The sequence below is a fragment of the Streptomyces griseoluteus genome (assembly GCF_004784465.1).
In the GTDB taxonomy this organism is placed as follows: domain Bacteria; phylum Actinomycetota; class Actinomycetes; order Streptomycetales; family Streptomycetaceae; genus Streptomyces; species Streptomyces griseoluteus.
Genome location: NZ_SRRU01000008.1, coordinates 139,049 through 161,095, shown reverse-complemented (window position 1 = coordinate 161,095; position 22,047 = coordinate 139,049). Strand labels below are relative to the sequence as shown.

Below are 22,047 nucleotides of genomic sequence, written 5' to 3'. Positions count from 1 at the left end.
GCATGCCCCACGTGTTCATCAACTACCGCACCGGCGACGGCGAGCGGACCGCGGCCCTCCTCGACCAGGAGCTGTCACGTCGCTTCGGCCAGGACCGCGTTTTCCGCGCGTCCAGGTCCATCACCCCAGGGGACGCCTACCCCGAGGTTCTCCTGACCGCGTTACGCCACAGCTGCGTGCTGCTGGCCGTCGTAGGACCGGACTGGACGAACTTCCGCAGTCGGTTGCAAGATCCCGACGACTGGGTGCGCAAGGAGATCGAGGCCGCGTTCGAGTGCGGGCTCATCGTCGTTCCCGTGCTGGACGGCCGCAAGACCGACCGACTGAACAAATCGGCCATGCCCCCCGAGCTGGCGCGGCTCGCCGATCTGCAGTCCCTACCGTTCGACAGCACTCACGACACCGAGGCCGGCGTCCGGCGTATCGGTGATCTGGTCGCCGAGCTGGTGCCCGAGCTGCGGGACCTGATCGAGCCCGGCGAGCCGTCGCCGGCGTCGACCAGCGTGCACAACTCGATCGGGGACGTGAGTGGAACGTCCGTCCAAGCGGGCGACTTCAGCGGTGACGTCGGCGGCACGATCGTGAAGAACTCCCACGGCACGGTCCACACGGGCAGCGGCAGCATCTACAACAACTCACGCCATGTGTCGGGCGACCGCTACATCTCGGGCACCGGGACGACGTACACCGAGGGCGACCACCACGGGGACGTCCACCAGCGGTTCGGGGATCCGGAGCGGCCCCAGGACGACCGACAGTGAGCAGAGAACACACCACCCGGGTCGAGAGCACGCGGGGCGTCACCCACACGGGCGACGGCCACATCTACGTCAACCTCGGTTCCGCTGCCGACAAACCCCGAAAGCCGGTCTTCCGGCAGCTTCCCGATGATCAACTGCGCTGGATCCGAAGGGTGTTAGTCGCTCCGGTCAACATGGGAAGGGCACGCAACACGCTCGAGGAGACGGGCACCGTCATCCTCGACGGTGCTCCCGGCAGCGGCCGCTCGGCCACGGCTCGCGTACTGTTGCGCGAACACCACCGTCCCGACGGTGCCTTCCGCGAGCTCCTGCCCGCCGAGCGGGACGAGCTGCCGCTGTACGACGACCCGGCTTTCGTCGACCCGGGTGACCGGCTGCTGCTCGACCTGTCCACCGCGGAGGCCGGTCTGTGGCATGCGGCCCGGGTCGGCCTTCCCGCCCTGCGCCAGACGGTGCGCGAGCGGCGAGCCCATCTCGTCGTCGTCATGCCGCACGAAGGGACCCTCGATCCCGACCTGCAGCACTTCCGTGTCGAGACCGGACCGCCAGCTTTCCCCATGGAGGTTCTCAGACGACACCTGCGCGCCCACGGCGTGCCGTGCGAGCAGTTTCTCCGGAACGACGTCACTGTCGACGAGTTCCTGAGCGAACGCAAACCCATGCGGGAGATCGCCGACTTCGCCGACCGCATACGCCGTGCCCGCGAAACGGCCGGGCCCGGCGAGGGATTCCCCGAGTGGTGCGCGGCCGCGAAACGTGCGCGCGCCGGGCGCCGCGCCGAAGTCGCCGACCGCGTCGCCGGTTTACCCGACGCCTCCCAACGCGCCCTGATGGTCGCCGTGTCCATGCTCAACGGCGCGCACGCCGACGTCGTCCACTGGGCGGCCGCACTTCTGCTGAGCACGGTCGGGGCCCCTGAGGAGGAGACTCCGCTCCTCCAGCGCAAGGACCTCGCCCAGCGGCTGTCGGAGATCTCGGCCCGCCCTGGGCCGGACGGTCGCGTGCGGTTCACCGAGCTGGACTACGACTCCGCCGTCCGCGCCCACTTCTGGGACCACATGCCCGACCTGCGGCCGCACCTCGGCGCGTGGGCCGCGCGGGTCGTCGAGTCGAGCGACCCGCATCTCGTGCCGGACGTCCGCGACGGAGTGGTGGCCCGGCTGGCGGGTGAGTATCTGCGAACCGGGCGGCCCGACACGCTCGCCGCGCTCGCCGAACGGTGGGGCGCACAGGGAGCGGGCAGAGCCCGGTCGGAGGCCGCGGTCCAGGCGCTCACCTGCGGTCTCGCGGACCCCGCCCATGGCAGGGACTTCCGTGAGCGGATCTACCAGTGGTGCGCGTACCGCCGGCTGACCGGTGAGTTCGCCCAGGTGCTGGTCCAGGTCTGTGCCGACGTCCTCGCGCTGGACCATCCGGACCACGCCCTGATCCGGCTGCACCATCTCGCCCGGCGCGAGCGCGGCGCGGCCCATGCGCTGCAGGCCCTGTGCGACCTGGTGGCCGGCAGCCGACGGCTACGTCGAAGGCTGCTCGACCGGCTGGCACGCGGCGACCTCGCACCAACCGACCTGGCCATCTTTCTGCGCGTCAGCGATCCGGAGCCGCTCACGGACCGCTCCGTCACCACTCGCGCTCTGGTCGACGAGGACAGGGTACGACGCTCGCTGATCACGTGCTGGCGTGCCGTGCTGACCCACGCGGTGTCGCGGCCGGAAGGCCGACGCGTGGCACCACGGGCAGAGATACAGAGCTGGCTGCACTGGACGGCCGAGGGCGCCGGTGACCGGGGGGAGGTCCTCCTCGACCTGATGGTCGCTGCCGCCGACCGATGCGGGGAGGACCGGGGCGCGGCGTTCGCCGCGTTGTACGCGTCCGCACGCCAGGCGGAGTTCGCTTCTCCGGGCGTCGGCGCCCACTCCACCGAGACGACCGACCTGTTGCTCCACAAGATCGGCGTGGCACAGAACCTCGGTCCTGCCGCCCCGTCGGCATCGGCCAGAAGGGGGCGATCATGACGACCGCACGCAAGACGACGACCGTGTTCCTCACTGTTATGTGCGGCCTGCTGCTGACCATCGTCGGCTTGGTGCAGCGATGGCCCGGCTGGACCTGGCCGGTGCTGGCCGCGCTTCTTCTGGTGCTGCCCACGGTGACGTTCCGGGTGGCCTCGCAGCGCCGCGGCCCGGTGCCGGTCAGCTTCGAGGAGCAGCTCACGGCTGCCCCAGTGGAGCGAACCGAGTACCGCGTCAACCGAGTCGCGCTCCCGAGCCTCTGGGACGACTACCACTTCGTCTTCTCGGCGACCGTACGGTGGTGCTTCGCCGACGGTCCGGGGCGCGGCACGGTCGTCAACCCGGCCGGCCTCGCCGTCGACGCGGTCCTCAGCCGGGCCCGCGCGATTGCCGAGAAGCGGGAACCCGGCCACGCCTCGCTCCTTCAGCACGAACTCGGTGGCGCCCTCAGCCGCATGTGCCCGGATTCCACGGGCCACCTCCGGGCGATGGCCGAGGACATCAACCTCACGTTGCCCGACGAGGACCAGGAGCGTCTGGATCGGCTCGCCGGCGTGCGCAAGGACGAGGCGGTCTGGGAGCACCAGCGCAAGTACGAGCAGAGCAAGCGCCGGTATCTGGGCGAGGACGCCCTCAAGGACACCGGCAGCGCCGTCGTGTGGTGGCTCACCAGGAACGACGAGCACGTGGCGAAGACCGTGGCCGACCTCCCCTTGCTGGCGCAGCTGACCTCCGCTGCCAACGACACCGACGTCCCCGAGCGCCTGCTCGAGATGCTGCCGAACCGGCCAGGAGGACCCTGTACGCCGGACATCGGCACGGAGTCTGCCGATCTCCCAGCCCGTGAGCCCTCGGCTGCAGACCACCTGTCGGGGTTCTTCGAAGCTATGGGCTTCACGGAGGACGACGACCGGCGGGCGATGCTGGCCCGACAGTTCTCGCAGCTCGTCGAGCAGCACAACCGCCATGAGACAGCGGAGGACCTCCTACGCCGATTCGATCCGCCGAGACCTCCCGCTCCCGAGACCGGAGCGGAACCGGCGCCCGACCCCGGGCCGCCGGCCGACACGGTCTGACCGTCGATCGGGACATTTCATCCCTGCGCATCCAGGAGGACGCGATGGACGCAGAACTGGCCGCGATGGCGGCATCGGGGGCCACCACCCTGGTCTCCCTCATGGTCACCGATTCCTGGACTCACGCCCGCGCACTGATGGGCCGGTTCCTGGCACGTGCGGGCGCGGACACCGTCGCGATCACCGGCCTGGACGACGCGCGTGCGCGGCTGCTCCTCACGGGCACCACGGCGGACGAGCGCGCCGCGTCCGGCATCGCGGCCGAGTGGCAGACTCGTCTCTGCGGGCTGGTGGAAGCCGGGGTGCTCACCGGCGAGGAACTAAGTGCTCTCGGGGCGTCGCTGCGCCGACTGGCGGCCGCAGCGGGCCGCACAGCAACGGTGCACAACACCGTCTCCGGCGGCACCCAGCACGGCCCGATCGTCCAGGCCGGCACCGTCACCGGCCTGGCCTTCCCGCCAGATCCGTCCCCCCGCCGGGAATAGTCGCAGGGCGGGGCAGCAGGCTCCTGCCGCGGTGCAGGTCAGCAAGCCGAGTACCGTCCGGTCTGATGCTGATCTTGCGCTCCGCCGGCGGAAGGCTCCTGGCCCCTGCCGAGTCGGGCCTACGATGCCGCCGACCGCGAACCGGCCCGGTTTCCAGGAACGCAATCACCACGGGGTCGGCCGGGAACGAGGGCGCACGGCTCGCCGCGCAGCACATCACCGCCGCAGCCGGGGCGGTCAGCCGCCCACCCACGCCTGCCGCGCCGACGGGCATCTGGTCTCGACGCCTTGCTCCCGCTCAGCTCGTTCCTTCCCGCACCGACGCCGTCTGCTGCTGCGAGCGGCAGCCGCGTGACGGATTCGATCTGCGTCTTCTTGCCCGAAGTGGTGTTATCAAGGGTGTATGGAGGCATTCTCCGGACGCCCTCCGGGCCCGGGACGTCATCCGCCCGTCGGACGCTCGCGCAACGGTCGCGCTCGCCGGATCGACCTGCGCAGTGCGGCCGGTCAGGTGTTCCTCCTCCAGGTCGTCATCGTGGTCCTGCTGGTGGTGGCCGCGGTGGTGGGCATGGTGCTCCAGGCGGCGAGTGACGCTCTGCAGCAAGGGCGACGGGAGTCGGTCGTCGCGGCCCAGTCGTTCGCGAGTGCCCCTGGCGTGGCCGCGGCACTGCAGAGCCGAAACCCCTCAGCGGTGCTCCAGCCGCGGGCCGAGGCGGCGCGCAAGCGCACAGGCATGGATTTCATCGTCGTCCTGAGCACGAAGGGGATTCGTTACACGTACCCCTATCCGCGGGAGATCGGGAAGAAGTTCGTCGGCGATATCGCACCGGCGCTGAAGGGCCGTACCGTTGTCGAGCAGGTCGGTGGGCCGCCTGTTCCCGCGGGCCGGGGGACGGCCGTGCAGGCGGTGGTCCCGGTGACCGACTCGCGCGGCAAGGTGGTCGGCCTGGTCTCCGCCGGAATCACGGTCAAGAACGCGGCGGGGCTGTGGCTGCCGCAGCTGCCGATCATCTTGGCCAGCGGCGCGGTCGCGCTGGCGCTGGCCATCACGGGAATGACGCTGGTGTCCCGGCGGCTGCGGCGGCAGACCTACGGCCTGGCTCCGGTGGAGCTGGCACAGCTGTACGAGCACCACGACGCGGTCCTGCACGCCGTGCGGGAAGGGGTGCTGATCACCGACGCCGACGGACGGCTGCTGTTGGCGAACGACGAGGCGACGCGGCTTCTCGGACTGCCGGCTGACGTGCGGGGGCGCTCGGTGCGGGAGTTGGGACTGCCGGAGCCGGTCGTGAGCCTGCTGTCGTCGCGGGAGGAGGTCACCGACGAGGTGGTTCGCGCGGGGGACCGACTGCTGGCGGTGAACAAACGGCCGACGTACCCGCAGGGCGACCGGGGAGGCAGCGTGGTGACCCTCCGGGACACCACGGAGCTGGCGGAGATCTCGGGTCGGGCCGAGGTCTCGCGGGAGCGGCTGAAGCTGCTGTACGAGGCGGGGGTGCGGATCGGGACGACGCTGGATGTGAGGCGTACGGCCCAGGAGCTGGCCGACGTGGCGGCGCCACAGTTCGCCGACCTCGTGACGGTGGATCTGCTCGACACGGTGCTGCGGGGGTGGGAGCCGACGGCGGAGGGCTGGCGGCATCTGCGCCGGGCGGCGATCGGCGGCGAACCGCGGTCGATACCGGTATATCCGCTGGACGAAGTGATCGCGTTCTCGCCCCGCACCCCGCAGATGCGGACCCTGCAGGAGGGACGGGGGCTACTGGAGACGGACCTGCGCCGGTCAGAAGGCTGGTGGGAACAGGACCCGGAGCGCGCCTGGAAGGCCCTGGAGGGCGGGCTGCGGTCGCTGGTGGCCGTGCCGCTGCGGGCGCGGGGCATACCGCTGGGCGTGGCGAACTTCTACCGGATGGCGGATTCCCCCGCGTTCGAGCCGGAGGATCTCGCCTTCGCGGAGGAACTGGCCGTACGGGCGGCGGTAGCCATCGACAACGCGCGGCGGTTCACCCGGGAGCACACGATGGCGGTGGCGCTGCAGCGCAGTCTGCTGCCGCGTGGACAGCCTGAGCAGGACGCGCTGGAGGTGGCCTGGCGGTATCTGCCCTCGGAGGCGGGGGTGGGCGGGGACTGGTTCGACGTCATCCCGCTTCCGGGCGCGCGCGTGGCCCTGGTGATGGGTGACGTCGTCGGTCACGGGCTGCACGCGGCGGCGACGATGGGCCGGCTGCGCACCGCTGTGCACAACTTCTCCACCCTGGACCTGCCCGTGGACGAGGTGCTCGGGAACCTGGACGACCTGGTCGTGCGCATGGACAACGAGAAGAACATGGGTGATGCCGTGGATGGCCAGGAAGGGGAGGAGGTGACCGGAGCGACCTGTCTGTACGCGGTTTACGACCCGGTGGCGGGAACCTGCACGATGGCCCGTGCGGGACACCCGGAACCGGTGGTGGTGCGCCCGGACGGGACGGTCACCTGCCTCGGTGTGCCGGTCTCGGCGCCCCTCGGTCTGGGCGGCTACCCCTTCGAGAGCGTCGAGGTGTCCCTGCCGGAGGGTTCCCAACTGGTGCTGTACACCGACGGCCTGGTGGAGAACCGCACCCACGACTTCGACGTCGGGGTGGAGCGGCTGCGCCGGGCTTTGGACGGGTCCGGGAAACGCACTCCGGAGGAGACGTGTCAGGCGGTGATCGACGCGCTGAAGCCCTCACACCCCTCCGACGACATCGCGCTGCTGACGGCACGTACCCGGATGTTCCCGCCCTCGTGCGTGGCCGAGTGGGACGTGCCGCCCGATCCGGCGGTGGTGCCCTCGGTGCGGGCGCGCTGCAGGGAGACGTTGCGGGAGTGGGGGCTGGAGGAGACCGGATTCGCCACAGAGCTGATCGTCAGCGAGTTGGTCACGAACGCGATCCGGTACGGCTCGCCACCGGTCGGCGTGCGGCTGTTGCACGGACGCTGTCTGATCTGCGAGGTCTCGGACGGCAGCGGTACCTCGCCGCGCCTTCGGCGGGCGGAGACCACGGACGAAGGCGGGCGGGGGCTGTTTCTGGTGGCGCAGTTCGCGCAGCGGTGGGGAACGCGGTACACGACCCGCGGCAAGGTCATCTGGACGGAGCAGCCTCTTCACGACAGCGAATCCGCCGCCTCGGGCCCCGCACCGGTCGACTTCCTTCTCGACCAGTTCGACCTCGGCCAGTTCGATGATCCCGGTTTGTGAGCCGACGTCGACCGGCGGACCACCAGGTCGCGTACGTCGAGAACTTCAAGCCCTTGGCCGGTTGAACTTCCGCGCTGCCCGCATCAGCCCCAACGCGCCGTGATGGAACAGGTCGTCATAGTCCGGACCCCGATCCAGATACCGGGGAACCATCTTGTGCACGAGCCGCTGAATGTGCAGGACGAAGAGTCCCGTGCGCGGATACGGAGATCGTCGGCAGGCAGGCTGCGCAGCGTTTCGTCGTCGGCTTCCTCCACCGTAGTCCGGTCCGCCCCGGACCAGCACGGCAAGTCCGACCTCCGCCTCGGCGGTCAGCAGATGTGTGTCCGGCCGTCGCCGAAACCGGTCGCTCTCGAGGACAGCCATGGCAGCGGCCACAGCGGCCGTAAGGTCCCCGACGCCCCCGCCGATCGCCGCTTCCGGCAACGGGAAGGGAGCCGTCGGCGAGCCCCGCCGACTCGTATCCCTCGGGGTCGGCATACCGGTTCATCGGGGCGCTGACGGCGCCATTGAAGGGCCAGGCGGCATCACACACATTTTCCTCACCAGTTCGTGCAACCTTTTCCACATCTGGACTGTCACCACCTGCATGCACAGCCGCACCCCGGACGGGCAGCCCAAGCCTGGCCAGCTCCTCACGCAGCCGCTCCAGCTCGACGCCACCGAGCCCCGGCGCGCGAGCGTGCGCCACGCACACGGATTCCGGCACAGCGCCGTCGACCGTCGCACGCCGAAGCCGGGCCAGGAGCTCCGCCAGGGCGGGCCTTCAACCCCGGCCCACGATCACCCTCACCCCCCGAACCAGCCCCGGCCCCACTCCCGGACTCGACCCCGGACGAGCCCTCCGGCGTGCCATACCCTCCGACGGACTGGTACCTCCCAACGCCCCACGCCCACCCGGTAACACCGCCAGCACGTTGGTAACGCGTTGACAACGTCAACGGATTGACTCCTATCTAGATTCAACCTCCACGTGTACCGTGGCGGACGCCACACTCTCGCTCGGCCACGAGGAGCTGTGCGGCAATGCGTGCAGGGGGCACCTTCTGCTCCCAGGCCCCGATCGGGTGCGGGAACAAGACGGCGAAGGCGAGGGGGGCAGCGGTGAGTCAGGAGCTGCTGGGCGGCAGGTTCCGCATCGGGCATGTCATCGGCAAGGGCAACATGGGAGAGGTCCATCGGGCCGAGGATCTCCGGGCCGCCGAAGGCACTGCTGAGCGCACGGTCGCCGTCAAGACCATCCTGCGCCGCCGTACCGGTACCCGGATCGACACCGCCGCCGACCCCAAGGCCGCCGAACGCTTCGCCCGTGAAGTGCGCATCATGCGACGCCTCGACGACCCCAACCTCACCCGGATCGTCGACGGCGGGGTGGCGGAGGATCATGACGGTCTGCCCTACCTCGCCATGGAACTCCTGAACGGCGAGACGCTGCGCGATCTCCTAGGGGAGGAGCGGCAACTTCCCGTCACCTGGGCCGCGGCGATCGCCGCCCAGATCTCTTCCGGTCTCGCCGCCGCGCATGCCGCCGGTGTCGTCCACCGTGATCTCAAGCCCGCCAACGTCATGCTGACCCAGGGCGGCATCGTCAAGGTCCTCGACTTCGGTATGGGTCGCATCGTCGACGATCCGGACGAAGCGCGGCTGACGAGCACGGGCGTCAGCGTCGGCACCGCCCGCTACATGGCTCCGGAGCAGTTCGAGGCCAAGCAGGTCACGCAGGCCGCCGATCTGTACGCACTGGGCTGCGTGCTCTACGAAATGCTCGTGGGCGTACCCCCGTTCACTAGCGAGTCCCCTTTCGAGCTGGCCGCCAAGCACACCCGCGAAGAACCGACGTCCATCACCCTCATCCGGAGCGGGATTCCCACTGAGCTCATCCGGCTCGTCGACCGTCTTGTCGCCAAAGACCCGGCAGCCCGTCCCGCCGACGCGGTGACCGTACGCGACGCGCTCCTCCCCCTGGCCGGTCATGACGGCGACGTCTCGCCGCTGCCGCACTGGAGCGCCTTGGATCCGACCCGCCCTTTCCGCACCCCTGCCGCCCAGGCCCCCCCGCAGCGGGCCACTTCGGCGCCGAAGACGGTGGCTCCCGCCAACTCCGGCGCGGGCATGGACGTCTTCGGTGTCCACCGCACGCTCATCAAGGACTACCGCTCCTTCACCGAGGGCGGCACCGTCATCCGTGACGACCGCATCTCGGCGTTCGTAGAGGACGACCTCAACAACAAGTCGCAGTGGCCCGACCCCTGGCTGTCGCTGAACCCGTTCTTCCAGGGCGGCGGCACAGTGGTCGAACTCGCCGGCCAGAAGGTGCTCCACGACGAGTGCGCCCGTATCTTCCAGGCGAAGAAGACCGAGGGCGGCACGGTTCCCGACGGTCGCCCGCTGACACTCCACCAACATCAGCGTGAGGCCATCGACGCCGCCAAGTCGCGTGCCTCGTACGTGCTGACGACGGGTACCGGTTCCGGCAAGTCACTCGCCTACATCGTGCCGATCGTGAACAAGGTGCTTCACGACCGCGACGCCGAGGGCCCCAACACCGAGAAGCGGGTACGGGCGATCATCGTCTACCCGATGAACGCACTCGCCAACAGCCAGCTCAAGGAGCTGGAGAAGTATCTGCGCGACGGTTACGGCGCGGGACACGAGCCGGTGACCTTCGCCCGGTACACGGGCCAGGAGGACGATGAGAAGCGCAAGGAGATCCGCGACAACCCGCCGGACATCCTGCTCACCAACTACGTCATGCTCGAACTGATGCTGACCCGCCCCGCCGACAGGGCGATTCTCATCAAGATGGCGCGGGGGCTCGAGTTCCTCGTCTTCGACGAGCTGCACACCTATCGCGGTCGTCAGGGCGCCGACGTCGCCCTGCTGATCCGCCGGGTCCGCGAGGCCTGCCAGGCGCAGAACCTCCAGTGCATCGGCACCTCGGCCACCATGTCGACGGAGGGCACGCTCGACGACCAGAAGAACGTCGTGGCCGGAGTGGCGAGCACCCTGTTCGGTACGCCGGTGCGCCCCGAACACGTCATCGGCGAGACGCTGGTCCGCGCCACCCACGAATCACCCGATGCCGTCCCCGCCGAGCGTCTCAACTCCCCCGCAGCTCCTCGCGCCTACGACGATCTCGTACGCGACCCGTTGGCCCGCTGGATCGAATCGCGCTTCGGCCTGGCCACCGACGCGGCCACGGGGCGGCTGGTCCGCCAGCAGCCCACGAAGATCGAGGTGGCGGCGAAGGAGCTGCACGAGCAGTCCGGGGTCGCCGAGGAACAGTGCGCCGCCGCGATCCGCGCCACTCTGGAGGCCGGCTCTCAGGCCCGCCACCCGGTGACCGAGCGGCCGCTGTTCGCGTTCCGGCTGCACCAGTTCCTCTCCAAGGGCGACACCGTGTACGTCACCCTGGAGGACAAGCTCTCCCGCCACCTCACCCGCTCGTACCAGCTCGAACAGCCGGGAAGCAACGGCAAGTTGCTGATGCCGTTGGCGTTCTGCCGGGAGTGCGGCCAGGAGTATCTGACCGTGTGGCGCACCGAGAAGGACGGCGAGGTCCGGTACGAGGCGCGCCGGGACACGTCCGCGACGGGCGGCCGGCAGGGTGACGGCTACCTGTACGTCGACCACGAACGGGCGTGGCCCTCGAACATGCAGTACGCCGTGGACGATCGCCGTCTGCCCGAGTCCTGGCTGGAGCTGGACGACAAGGGACAGGAGGTCGTGAAGAAGCCGTACCGCGACCGCGTGCCGCGCGCCGTCACGGTGGATCCGTTCGGCCGCGAAGGGAGCGGCGAACTCCAGGCCGCGTTCATCCCCTCGCCCTTCCTCTTCTGCCTGCACTGCGGTGTCGCGTACGAGCAGACGCGCGGCCGGGACTTCGCGAAACTGGCGACGCTCGACCAGGAGGGCCGCTCCTCCGCGACCTCGCTGATCTCGGCGTCGGTGGTGCGGTCGCTGAAGTCGGTGCCGGAGGAAGTCCTCGACAAGGAGGCGCGCAAGCTCCTCACGTTCGTCGACAACCGGCAGGACGCGTCCCTCCAGGCGGGACACTTCAACGACTTCGTGCAGATCACGCAGTTGCGGGGGGCTCTGTACCGGGCGGCTCTGGACGCCGGTGAGGACGGCGTCCACCACGAGGACCTGGCTTCCGCGGTCACGAACGCACTCGCCATGGACCCGGCCGACTACACGGGTGAGAGTGATCTGCCTCCCTCCCTGGCCCGGAACGCCGCCAAAACCCTTCGCGACGTGATCGCGTTCCGGCTCTATCTGGACCTGGAGCGCGGCTGGCGCATCACGATGCCGAACCTGGAGCAGACCGGCCTGCTGGAGATCGGCTACGAGGACCTGGACTGGGTGGCGGCCGCACAGGACCGGTGGGCGGGCACGCACGAGGCGCTGCGTGACGCCGACCCGGCTCTGCGGGCCGAGGTCATGAAGGCGCTGCTCAACGAGATGCGGCGCTCCCTCGCCATCGACGTCTCGTACTTCCGAGACGACTTCGACTCGCTCCAGAGGGCAAGCGAGGAACGGCTGATCGACCCGTGGGTGCTGTCCGCCGCCGACAAACCGAAGGTCGGCACCGCCTATCCGCACCCCTCCCGGCCCGGCATGGACCGCTCGGCCCTGTTCCTCTCGGCCCGCGGCAAGTTCGGCAAGTACCTGCGGCGTGCGGACACCTCGTTCAAGAAGCTCGACCCTGCCGATCTCCAGCTCGTCATCGAGGAGTTGCTGAAGGTCCTGGCCAAGGCGGGCCTGGTGAAGGAGGTCACGGAGGCTCCGCAGCGCGCGGGCCGCTATCGCAGGTCCCCGGCCCCTACCGCGACCGGCTACCGGGTGGCCGCCCAGTCCCTCGTCTGGCGTGCGGGCAAGGGCGAGCGCGGCACACATGACCCGCTGACCCGCACCTACCAGAGCGGCGACGGTCCACGCGTCAACACCTTCTTCCGCGATCTGTACCGGGACGCGGCGGGCGCCCTGTCCGGCCTGTTCGCGCGCGAGCACACCGCACAGGTCTCGCCGGAGGAGCGGGAACAACGCGAAGAGGCCTTCCGCAAGGCCGAGCTGAAGCTGCTGTACTGCTCCCCGACGATGGAGCTGGGCGTCGACATCTCCCAGCTCAACGCGGTGATGATGCGCAACGTGCCGCCCACCCCCGCGAACTACGCGCAGCGCTCGGGCCGCGCGGGCCGCAGCGGCCAGCCCGCCCTCGTCACCACCTACTGCGCGACGGGCAACAGCCACGACCAGTACTACTTCCGCCGCTCGGAGCGCATGGTGGCGGGCGCCGTCGCTCCACCGCGCCTCGACCTCGCCAATGAGGACCTGGTCCTCTCCCATCTCCAGGGCATCTGGATCGCGGAGGCCGGCCTGAAACTGGGCCGCGCCCTCCCTGACGTGCTCGATGTGTCGTACCCGGAGACGGGCGAGCGCCCGAGCCCCGCTCTGCAACTGCTGCCGGACATCCTCGCGGCCTCCCTCGACGAGAGCGCGCAGCACCGCACGGTCGACGCGGCGCTGCGGGTGCTCGGCCCGCTGCTGCCGGAGTTCGCCGACACGACGTGGTGGCACGACGACTGGATACAGGACCGGGTCCGCACGGTCCCGGAGCGGTTCGACCGCGCCTTCGACCGCTGGCGGCAGCTCTTCCGCGCCGCCCTCGACGACCAGTACATCCAGAACAAGCGGCGCCTGGACTACAGCCTCACCGAGTCCGACCGCCTCCGGGCCAACGCCCGCCGCCGCGAGGCGGAGACGCAGCTGAACCTGCTGATGAACGAGAGCGTCGACAGCAAGTCGGTCCTCTCCGACTTCAACCCCTACCGCTACCTCGCCTCCGAGGGCTTCCTGCCCGGCTACAGCTTCCCGCGCCTGCCGCTGGCCGCGTACATCCCGACCATCGGCCGCCGCCGCGGGGACGGCGACTACCTCCAGCGGCCCCGCTTCCTCGCCATCCGTGAGTTCGGTCCCGGCGCCCTCATCTACCACGAGGGCGCCCGCTACCAGGTGACGCGGATTCAGCTGCCGCCGGACTCCTCCGGGGACCTGGCGACCAGCGAGGCCCGCCGCTGCGCGAAGTGCGGCTACCACCACGACCCGGCGGAGCGCCAGGACCGCTGCCAGATGTGCGACGAGCCGCTGGGCCCGGCGACGCACGGCCTGCTCCAGCTGCACACGGTGTACACCACGCGCCGGGAGCGGATCTCCTCCGACGAGGAAGAGCGGCGCCGCGCCGGATTCCGGCTGGAGACGTCGTACCGCTTCCAGGACCACGGCGCTCGCAAGGGCCGCCTCAACGCCTCCGTCGCGGACGCCTCCGGCGTGCCGCTCGCCGGCCTCGCCTACGGCGACTCGGCGACCATAAGGATCACCAACCTGGGCCGGGTCCGGGCCAAGAAGGACGAACCGGCGGGCTACTGGCTCGACCTGGCCGACGGCCGCTGGATGAACGACAAGGACGCCTCCGAGGCCTCCGGCGACTCCAGCGAGCTGCCGGTGGTCGACGAGGACGGCAAGGAGCGGCGCCGCAAGAAGCGGGTCATCCCCTACGTGGAGGACCGCCGCAACATCCTCGTCGTCACCCTCGACGAGCCGCTGCCCGAACCGGTCGCGCTGTCCCTCATGTACGCGCTGGAGCGGGGCATCGAGGCCGCGTTCGAGCTGGAGGACGCCGAACTGTCCAGCGAGCTGCTTCCGCCGGACGGCGGCCCGCGTGACCGGTTCCTGTTCACGGAGGCCGCCGAGGGCGGCGCGGGTGTGCTGCGCCGCCTCCAGGCGGAGCCGGATGCCCTGGCGAAGGCGGCCCGGTACGCGTTGCAGATCTGCCACTTCGCCGGGGACGGCACCGACCTCGGCGGCCCGCACCCGGACCGCCCCTGCGCGCTCGGCTGCTACGAGTGCCTGCTGACGTACGGCAACCAGCTCGACCACTCGCTGATCAGCCGCCACGCGGCGCGCGAACTGCTGGTGCGGCTGGCCTCGGCGATGGCGCGGCGCGAGGAGCGCGGGGAGTCGCGGACGGAGCAGTTCCGGCGACTGACCGAACAGGCTCCGGCGGCACCTACGGCTGTCGAGCCGTCGGCCGCCGCGGAACTGGTTGCGAACGGTGACTTCCTGGGCTGGGCCAAGACGCGGGGACTGCACCTGCCGGACGAGGCGAACCCCTTCCTCACCGAGGCGAATGCCATGCCCGACTTCGTCTACCGGCTCCCCGGCGGAAACGTGGCCGTTTTCGTCGACACGCCTGACAAGGAGCAGGACACCTTCCGGGACGAGGACGCCGAGGACCGTCTCTTCAACGCCAGTTGGGATGTCGTCCGCTTCCCGCATGGCGACGACTGGGACGCCATCGCCAGCGCCAACGCCCGCTACTTCGGCACGCCGACCGCCAACTGACGACCGCCTTCTCCTGAGGACTCAAGAACACACATGGCACTCACGTACTCAGCCGGCTCCCTGGTGAAGGCCCGCGGCCGCGAATGGGTGGTACTTCCCGAGAGCAAGCCCGACCTGCTCGTCCTGCGCCCGCTCGGCGGCTCGGACGACGACGTCGCCGCCGTGTTCCCGGCGTTCGAGACGGTCGAGGAGGCGCGGTTCGCTCCGCCGGAGCCGAGCGACCTCGGTGACCAGCGGGCGGCCGGCCTGCTGCGCACGGCCCTGCGGGTCGGCTTCCGCTCGGGCGCGGGCCCGTTCCGCTCACTGGCCGGCATCGCGGTGAAGCCGCGCGCGTACCAGCTCGTCCCGCTGCTGATGGCGCTGCGTCAGAAGACGGTCCGCATGCTGATCTCCGACGACGTCGGCATCGGCAAGACCGTCGAGGCGGGCCTGATCGCGAGCGAACTGCTCGCGCAGGGCGAGGCGTCGGGCCTGGCGGTGCTGTGCTCGCCCGCGCTGGCGGAGCAGTGGCAGCAGGAGCTGCGGAGCAAGTTCGGCATCGACGCGGAGCTGGTGCTGTCGTCGACGGTGACTCGCCTGGAGCGGGGCTTGGACCTGGGCCAGTCTCTCTTCGACCGCTACCCGAACGTCGTCGTCTCCACGGACTTCATCAAGTCCACCCGTCACCGCGACGACTTCGTACGGCACTGCCCCGACCTGGTGATCGTCGACGAGGCGCACACGTGTGTGGCCTCCGACGACGCCAAGACGGGCACGCAGAACCAGCTGCGCTACGAGCTGCTGCGGCGGGTCGCCGAGGACGCGGAACGACACCTGTTGCTGGTGACGGCGACCCCGCACAGCGGCAAGGAGTCCGCGTTCCGCAACCTGCTGGGCCTGGTCAAGCCCGACTTGGCGCACGTCGACCTGGAGTCGGAGCGGGGTCGGAAGCTGCTGGCCCAGCACTTCGTGGCCCGCAAGCGCGCGGACGTCCGCCAGTACCTCACCAAGGAGGACGGCCTGGCCGACGATTCCCTCGCGGAGCGTACCGCGTTCCCCTCGGACCGCTACTTCAAGGACGAGACGTACAAGCTGTCCCCGGAGTACCGGGCCCTGCTGGACGACGCGATCGCCTACGCGAGCGAGCGGGTGGAGGAGGCGGACGGCCGGGGCCGGAGGGAGGCCCGAATAGCGTGGTGGTCGGCGATCGCGCTGTTGCGCTCGCTGGTGTCGTCCCCGCGGGCGGCGGCGCAGACGCTGCGCACGAGGTCCGCGGCGGCGGTCGCGTCGTCGGCTGAGGAGGCCGACAAGCTGGGCGCTCCGCTGAACAGCGACGCGGCCGACAGCGACTCCATGGAGGGCATGGACGTAGCGCCGGGCGCGGAGATCGAGATCGACGACCCGCGCTCGCGCCTGGCCGAACTCGCCGACCGCGCGCAGGAGTTGGAGGGCCCCGCGCAGGACCTCAAGCTGAAGGCCCTGGTCAAGCACCTCAAGGGACTGTTGGCCGACGGCTACAACCCGATCGTCTTCTGCCGCTACATCCCCACGGCCAAGTACCTGGCCGAGCAGTTGGCCAACGACCCGGAGACAAAGAAGCGCGGCCCCCTGGGCGCGAAGACGGTCGTCAAGGCGGTCACGGGCGAACTGTCCCCGCAGCAGCGCATCGACAACATCGAGGCGCTGGCAACGGAGGCCGGCCAGGACGCCGCCGCGCGCCGAGTACTGATCGCCACCGACTGCCTGTCGGAGGGCGTGAACCTCCAGCACTACTTCGACGCCGTGGTCCACTACGACCTGGCGTGGAACCCCACCCGGCACGACCAGCGCGAGGGCCGCGTCGACCGCTACGGCCAGCGCCGCGACGAGGTCCGCGTCATCACCCTCTACGGCGACGACAACGGCATCGACGGCAAGGTCCTCGAAGTCCTCATCAAGAAGCACCGCCAGATCAAGAAGGACCTGGGCATCTCGGTGTCGATCCCGGACGAGCTGTCCACGGGCGTGACGGACGCGATCGTGGAGTGGCTGCTGATGCGCGGCCGCGAGAACGAGGACGCGCTGTTCAGCGCGGACGCGTTCAAGGTGAGCACGGCGAAGCTGGACAGCGACTGGAACTCGGCGGCAGAGCGGGAGAAGGCCTCGCGTTCGCGGTTCGCACAGCGCTCGATCCACCCGGAGGAGGTCGCCCGGGAGGTCGCCGCCATCCGGGACGCGCTGGGCGGTACGGGTGAGGTGAAGACGTTCGTACGGGAGGCGCTGGGCTCGCTGGGCGCGGTGCTGCGCGGAGCCGACGTGCAGGAAGACTTCACGGCCCAGGTGGGCGGTACGCCGGCGGGCCTGCGGGACGCGCTGGCGACGGCCGTAGGGGCTGAGGTGATCGAGCAGGACCGGCCGATCCCGTTCCGGACGGATCCGGCGGTGGCGCGGGGCGAGGCGGCGCTGGTGCGGACGGACCCGGTGGTGGGCGCGCTGGCGTCGCACGTCCTGAACGCGGCGCTGGACACCCAGGCGGACGGGGCCCGCCCGGCACGCCGCTGCGGTGTGGTGACCACGGACGCGGTGACGACGCGGACGACGCTGCTGCTGGTCCGCTACCGCTTCCACCTCACCCTGCCGTCACGGAGCGGCGAGAAGCAGCTGGTAGCGGAGGACGCGAGGCTGCTGGCCTTCGAGGGCTCCCCGAAGAACGCGGTGTGGCTGCCGCAGGAGCGCGCCACGGCCCTGCTGGACGCGACGGCGTCCGAGAACACGGACCCGCACTTCGGCGAGCGCATGATGAAGCGCATCCTCGACCAACTCCCGGAAGCGAACGGCTATCTGGAGACGTACGGCGAGGAACTGGCCGCCGAGCTGGACACCTCGCACCGCCGCGTGCGCCAGGCCTCCGGCGAGATCGTCCGGGGCCTGTCGGTGACCGCCCAGAAGCCGGCCGACGTCCTGGGCGCGTACCTCTACCTGCCCGCGAACCCTTCCGCTTCCTCCTCCACCCCTGCCGCTGTTTCTGGAGCGTCCGCCTGATGTCCGCCACGACCCGCAACCAGGTGTTCACCGCCGTCCACACGGTCGGAGGTCTGCTGCCGGCCGACATGCTGCTGCGCATCTCCGAGGGCAAGGACGTCCCGGGCTCGAAGCCCGCCGACTACGGCCTCCCGTCGTCCCGTTCGGTCCGGGACGAGGCGGAGCGCAGCTGGGAGTACCTGAAGCCGCTCTGGCGCGACGTGCGTAAGAACCTCCCAGAGGACCGGGCGACGGGCCTGCCCGCGACCGACCCCACCGGCCGTGCGGGAGCAGACTGGCTGGCGCCGCTGTGGCGGGAGCTGGGCTTCGGCCGGCTGAGTCCGATCGGCACGGAGGGCGTCACGGCGGACTCGGACGCGGAGAAGCGGTTCGAGGTCTCGCACCGCTGGCGGCACGCGCTCATCCACCAGGTGGCATGGAACGCCAACTTGGACAAGCGGCCGGGCGGCGCGGGTACGGTCCCGCCGCAGTCGATGCTCCAGGAGTGCCTGAACCGGACCGAGGTTCACCTGTGGGGCGTCCTGACCAACGGCCGCCAGGTCCGCCTGCTCCGGGACTCCAGCGCGCTGGCCACGGCGTCGTACGTCGAGTTCGACCTGGAGGCGATCTTCGACGGTGAGCTGTTCAGCGAGTTTGTGCTGCTGTACCGGCTGCTGCACGTGTCGCGCTTCGAGGTCGCGGAGGACGCGGCACCGTCGACGTGCTGGCTGGAGAAGTGGCGCACGGAGGCGATAGCCCAGGGCACCCGTGCCCTGGACCAGCTCAGGAAGGGCGTCCAGCGGGCGATCACGACTCTCGGCACGGGCTTCCTGAAGCACCCGGACAACCGGGAGCTGCGGGAGACCCTGGAGGTCAAGACCTTCCACTACGCGCTGCTGCGCCTGGTCTACCGGCTCCTGTTCCTGTTCGTGGCAGAGGACCGCGAGGTCCTGCTGTCCCCGTCGGCGGACGAGACGGCGAGGGATCGCTACGCCGCGTACTTCTCCTCGGCCCGCCTGCGCCGGCACGCCCAGCGCCGCCGGGGTACGGCCCATGGTGACCTGTACCAAGCGCTGCGCTTCGTCCTGTCGGGCCTGGGCAACGACGACGGCCTGCCGGAGCTGGGCCTGCCGGGCCTGGGCGGCATCTTCGACGACACGGAGGCGGACAAGCTCCTGCACCGCCTGTCGCTGTCGAACGAGCCGCTGCTGGAGGCGGTCCGTGCCCTGTCGATCGTGCGGGACACGAGCAGCAAGCGGAACCGGGTGGTCGACTACCGCCACCTGGACGCGGAGGAGCTGGGCTCGATCTACGAGTCCCTGCTGGAGCTGGTCCCGAAGCACAACGCGACGGAGCGTACTTTCGAGCTGGTGGAGCTAGCGGGCAACGCTCGTAAGACCACGGGCTCGTACTACACCCCGTCCTCGCTGATCGAGTGCCTGCTGGACTCGGCGCTGGACCCGGTGATCGACGACGCGGTGAAGCGCGGCGAAATCCGGGCAACGCGCTCGGGCCAGCCGGACGCGAGTGAGGCGATCGTCGAGGAACTGCTGAACCTGACGGTCTGCGACCCGGCCTGCGGCTCGGGCCACTTCCTGGTGGCTGCGGCTCGCCGCATCGCGAAGCGGGTGGCGGCGGTACGGGAGCAGAACCCGGAACCGACGATCGACGCGGTGCGCCACGCCCTGCACGAGGTCGTCGCGCGGTGCATCTACGGCGTGGACCTCAACCCGATGGCGGTCGAGCTGGCCAAGGTGTCGCTCTGGCTGGAGGCCCTGGAGCCGGGCAAGCCCCTGGGCTTCCTGGACGCCCACATCAAGCACGGCAACGCACTGATCGGAGCCACGCCGGCACTGCTGGCCAACGGCATACCCGACGACGCCTTCAAGCCGATCGAGGGCGACGACAAGAAGATCGCGTCGGCCATCAAGAAGCGGAACGCCAAGGAGCGCGGCGGCCAGCTCAGCTTCCACACCGAGGAACGCATCTGGGTCTCCAACGCCGCCTTCGCGGCGAGCCTGCGGGACATCACCTCGGCTCCGACCAACACCCTGCGCGACGTCCGTCTCCAGTCGAGCCGCTTCCGTGAGCTGGAGCAGTCGGCGGAGTATCTCCGGGCCCTGCACATCAGCGACGCCTGGTGCGCGGCTTTCGTCTGGCCCAAGTCACCGGGTGCGCCGACTCCGGTCACAGAGGGTGTCTTCCGTGACCTTCAGAGCGCGGGCGCGGGCATTCCGGCGAGCACGAACGACGAGGTCATCCGGCTTGCCCAGCAGTACAGGTTCTTTCACTGGCATCTGGAGTTTCCGGAGGTCTTCAGCGTCTCAGAGGCTGCGAACGGCGACGTTGATCCGTCGGTGGGATGGGATGGGGGCTTCTCGTGCGTGCTGGGGAACCCACCGTGGGAGCGCATCAAGTTGCAGGAGCAGGAATTCTTCGCCCAGCGTGACCCGGAGATCGCCAAGGCCGCGCATGCAGCTGCACGCAAGCGTCTCATCTCGGCCTTGCCGGAGACGAACCCAGACCTGTTCGCCGAGTTCACTGCGGCCAAGCGTCAATCCGAAGGCGAGAGCCAATTCCTACGCTTGTCGCTGCGCTACCCCCTCACCGGGCGGGGTGACATCAATACATACGCGGTCTTCGCCGAGACCGACCGCATGATGACGGGACCGCGTGGCCGAACGGGCGTCATCGTGCCCACGGGCATCGCAACGGACGCTACGACACAGTTCTTCTTCAAGGACCTGGTACAGAACGGGGCGATAACGGCCCTGTACGACTTCGAGAACGCGGCACCGCTCTTCTCTGGCGTTCACCGTTCTTTCAAGTTCAGCGTCCTCTCCCTCACTGGTCGCACCATGCATGAACCGGCTGCGCGGTTCGCCTTCTTCCTCCACGACCCATCAGAGCTGAACGACTCGAACAAGACGTTCACGCTCACTCCGGAGGAGATAACTCTCCTCAACCCCAACACGGGCACCTGCCCCGTCTTCCGCTCCCGCCGCGACGCCGAGATCATCCTCGGCATCTACCGCCGTGTTCCTGTTCTGATCAGGGAGGGCGACTCCGACGGTAACCCGTGGGGCGTGTCATTTATGCGTATGTTCGACTTGTCGAACGATTCGCACCTCTTCCGCACACGGGAGGATCTGCAGGCTACGGGATGGCTACTAAAGGGAAACATTTTCACCAACGGTGAACAGAGAATGCTCCCTCTGTACGAAGCCAAGATGGTCGACTTCTATAATCATCGCGCCGCCGATGTCGTGAAAAGTGAAACTGCAGCAAAGCGCCAGAACCAACCGGATTACCTTAGCTCAGCCGAGTGGGAAGCTCCGGATAGGTCTGCCATTCCCTATAGCTGGGTGACAGAACAAGAGGTCCGCGCCAGAGTCGCCACTAAGGGCTGGCGGGAAAGTTGGCATTTGGGCTGGCGAGATGTCACCAGCCCTACCAACGAGCGCACAGTCATAGTCAGCCTAGTGCCTGACTCGGCAGCCGCCAACAGCCTTCCAACGTCTCTCATAGCGCCGCACCTGGTAAGCCGCGTCGGTGAACTGGTAGCCAGCCTCAGCTCCTTCGCATTGGACTACGTTGCGAGACTGAAAGTCGGTGGCGTACACCTAAATTTCTTTCTCTGCAATCAGTTCCCAGTCCCTGCCCCACAACACACGGCAGGCCACCAAGCCTTCATCCGTTCACGTGTTCTGGAGCTGACTTACAGTAGCTACGACATGCAGCCTTTCGCCATCACGCTAGGTGACATGCGGTCTCCCTTCCGCTGGGACAGCGCCCGCCGCCAGGTGATCCAGGCAGAACTGAACGCCCTCTTCTTCCATCTGTATGGAATATCCCGCGATGACGCTGACTACATCCTCGATACCTTCCCCATCGTCCGCCGTAAGGACGAGGCCAAGTACGGCACCTACCGCACGAAGGAACTGATCTTGGCCGAGTACGACCGCATGGCCGCAGCCGGCGTCAGCCTCGAAAACCCCTTGGTGGACGGCGTGAACTACACCTCCACTCTCACCCCGCCCCCCGGCCACGGCCCCCGGCACCCCGCCTGAGCGCCCGGCAATCGCCGCGCGCACCCGACCACCCTCAACTGTG

Annotated in this window: 9 protein-coding genes; 8 read left to right on the top strand and 1 reads right to left on the bottom strand. The window is 69.3% G+C overall.

The features are described from left to right. The first annotated feature begins 2 nt into the window (after positions 1 to 2). The 5 genes from E5082_RS22150 (at position 3) to E5082_RS22125 (ending at position 7,554) form a co-directional block, all read left to right on the top strand. Positions 3 to 761 (top strand): toll/interleukin-1 receptor domain-containing protein, encoded by a 759-nt coding sequence (locus E5082_RS22150; protein ID WP_135792993.1) that lies wholly within the window; start codon positions 3 to 5, stop codon positions 759 to 761. Further along, on the top strand, positions 758 to 2,776 hold the full coding sequence (locus E5082_RS22145; RefSeq protein ID WP_135792992.1) for a P-loop NTPase family protein: 2,019 nt from the start codon (positions 758 to 760) through the stop codon (positions 2,774 to 2,776). Before E5082_RS22150 ends, E5082_RS22145 begins: the two co-directional genes overlap by 4 nt. After that, complete coding sequence (locus E5082_RS32680) at positions 2,773 to 3,849, top strand: hypothetical protein (RefSeq protein WP_190045205.1); 1,077 nt, start codon at positions 2,773 to 2,775, stop codon at positions 3,847 to 3,849. The genes E5082_RS22145 and E5082_RS32680 overlap by 4 nt, the downstream gene beginning before the upstream one ends. Positions 3,850 to 3,893: 44 nt before the next feature. Then, a complete protein-coding gene (locus E5082_RS22130) occupies positions 3,894 to 4,334 on the top strand; it encodes a hypothetical protein (RefSeq protein ID WP_135792991.1) in 441 nt (146 codons plus the stop codon). Positions 4,335 to 4,737: 403 nt separating this feature from the next. Beyond that, positions 4,738 to 7,554 carry a SpoIIE family protein phosphatase gene (locus tag E5082_RS22125; protein ID WP_135792990.1) on the top strand — a complete coding sequence of 939 codons (2,817 nt, stop codon included), beginning with the start codon at positions 4,738 to 4,740 and terminating at the stop codon, positions 7,552 to 7,554. 45 nt (positions 7,555 to 7,599) lie between these two features. Here E5082_RS22125 and E5082_RS33740 read toward each other — a convergent pair whose 3' ends face one another. Beyond that, positions 7,600 to 7,920 (bottom strand): sigma factor, encoded by a 321-nt coding sequence (locus tag E5082_RS33740; protein WP_167514118.1) that lies wholly within the window; start codon positions 7,918 to 7,920, stop codon positions 7,600 to 7,602. A gap of 738 nt (positions 7,921 to 8,658) precedes the next feature. Between E5082_RS33740 and E5082_RS22115 the strand changes: the two genes are divergently transcribed. The 3 genes from E5082_RS22115 to E5082_RS22105 are packed head-to-tail and all read left to right on the top strand — an operon-like array spanning position 8,659 to position 22,004. Then, positions 8,659 to 14,955, top strand: a complete 6,297-nt coding sequence (locus E5082_RS22115; RefSeq protein WP_135792988.1) for a protein kinase domain-containing protein — start codon at positions 8,659 to 8,661, stop codon at positions 14,953 to 14,955. Positions 14,956 to 14,988: 33 nt separating this feature from the next. Beyond that, positions 14,989 to 17,955, top strand: a complete 2,967-nt coding sequence (locus tag E5082_RS22110) for a helicase-related protein (RefSeq protein WP_135792987.1) — start codon at positions 14,989 to 14,991, stop codon at positions 17,953 to 17,955. Further along, positions 17,955 to 22,004, top strand: a complete 4,050-nt coding sequence (locus tag E5082_RS22105; protein ID WP_135792986.1) for an Eco57I restriction-modification methylase domain-containing protein — start codon at positions 17,955 to 17,957, stop codon at positions 22,002 to 22,004. Before E5082_RS22110 ends, E5082_RS22105 begins: the two co-directional genes overlap by 1 nt. Positions 22,005 to 22,047 lie beyond the last annotated feature (43 nt).

Bases quoted from the DNA above. Each gene is read 5' to 3' on its own strand.
- E5082_RS22150 (WP_135792993.1), top strand. From the start codon at position 3: ATGCCCCACGTGTTCATCAACTACCGCACCGGCGACGGCGAGCGGACC.
- E5082_RS32680 (WP_190045205.1), top strand. From the start codon at position 2,773: ATGACGACCGCACGCAAGACGACGACCGTGTTCCTCACTGTTATGTGC.
- E5082_RS22130 (WP_135792991.1), top strand. From the start codon at position 3,894: ATGGACGCAGAACTGGCCGCGATGGCGGCATCGGGGGCCACCACCCTG.
- E5082_RS22125 (WP_135792990.1), top strand. From the start codon at position 4,738: ATGGAGGCATTCTCCGGACGCCCTCCGGGCCCGGGACGTCATCCGCCC.
- E5082_RS33740 (WP_167514118.1), bottom strand. From the start codon at position 7,920: ATGGCTGTCCTCGAGAGCGACCGGTTTCGGCGACGGCCGGACACACAT.
- E5082_RS22110 (WP_135792987.1), top strand. From the start codon at position 14,989: ATGGCACTCACGTACTCAGCCGGCTCCCTGGTGAAGGCCCGCGGCCGC.
- E5082_RS22105 (WP_135792986.1), top strand. From the start codon at position 17,955: ATGTCCGCCACGACCCGCAACCAGGTGTTCACCGCCGTCCACACGGTC.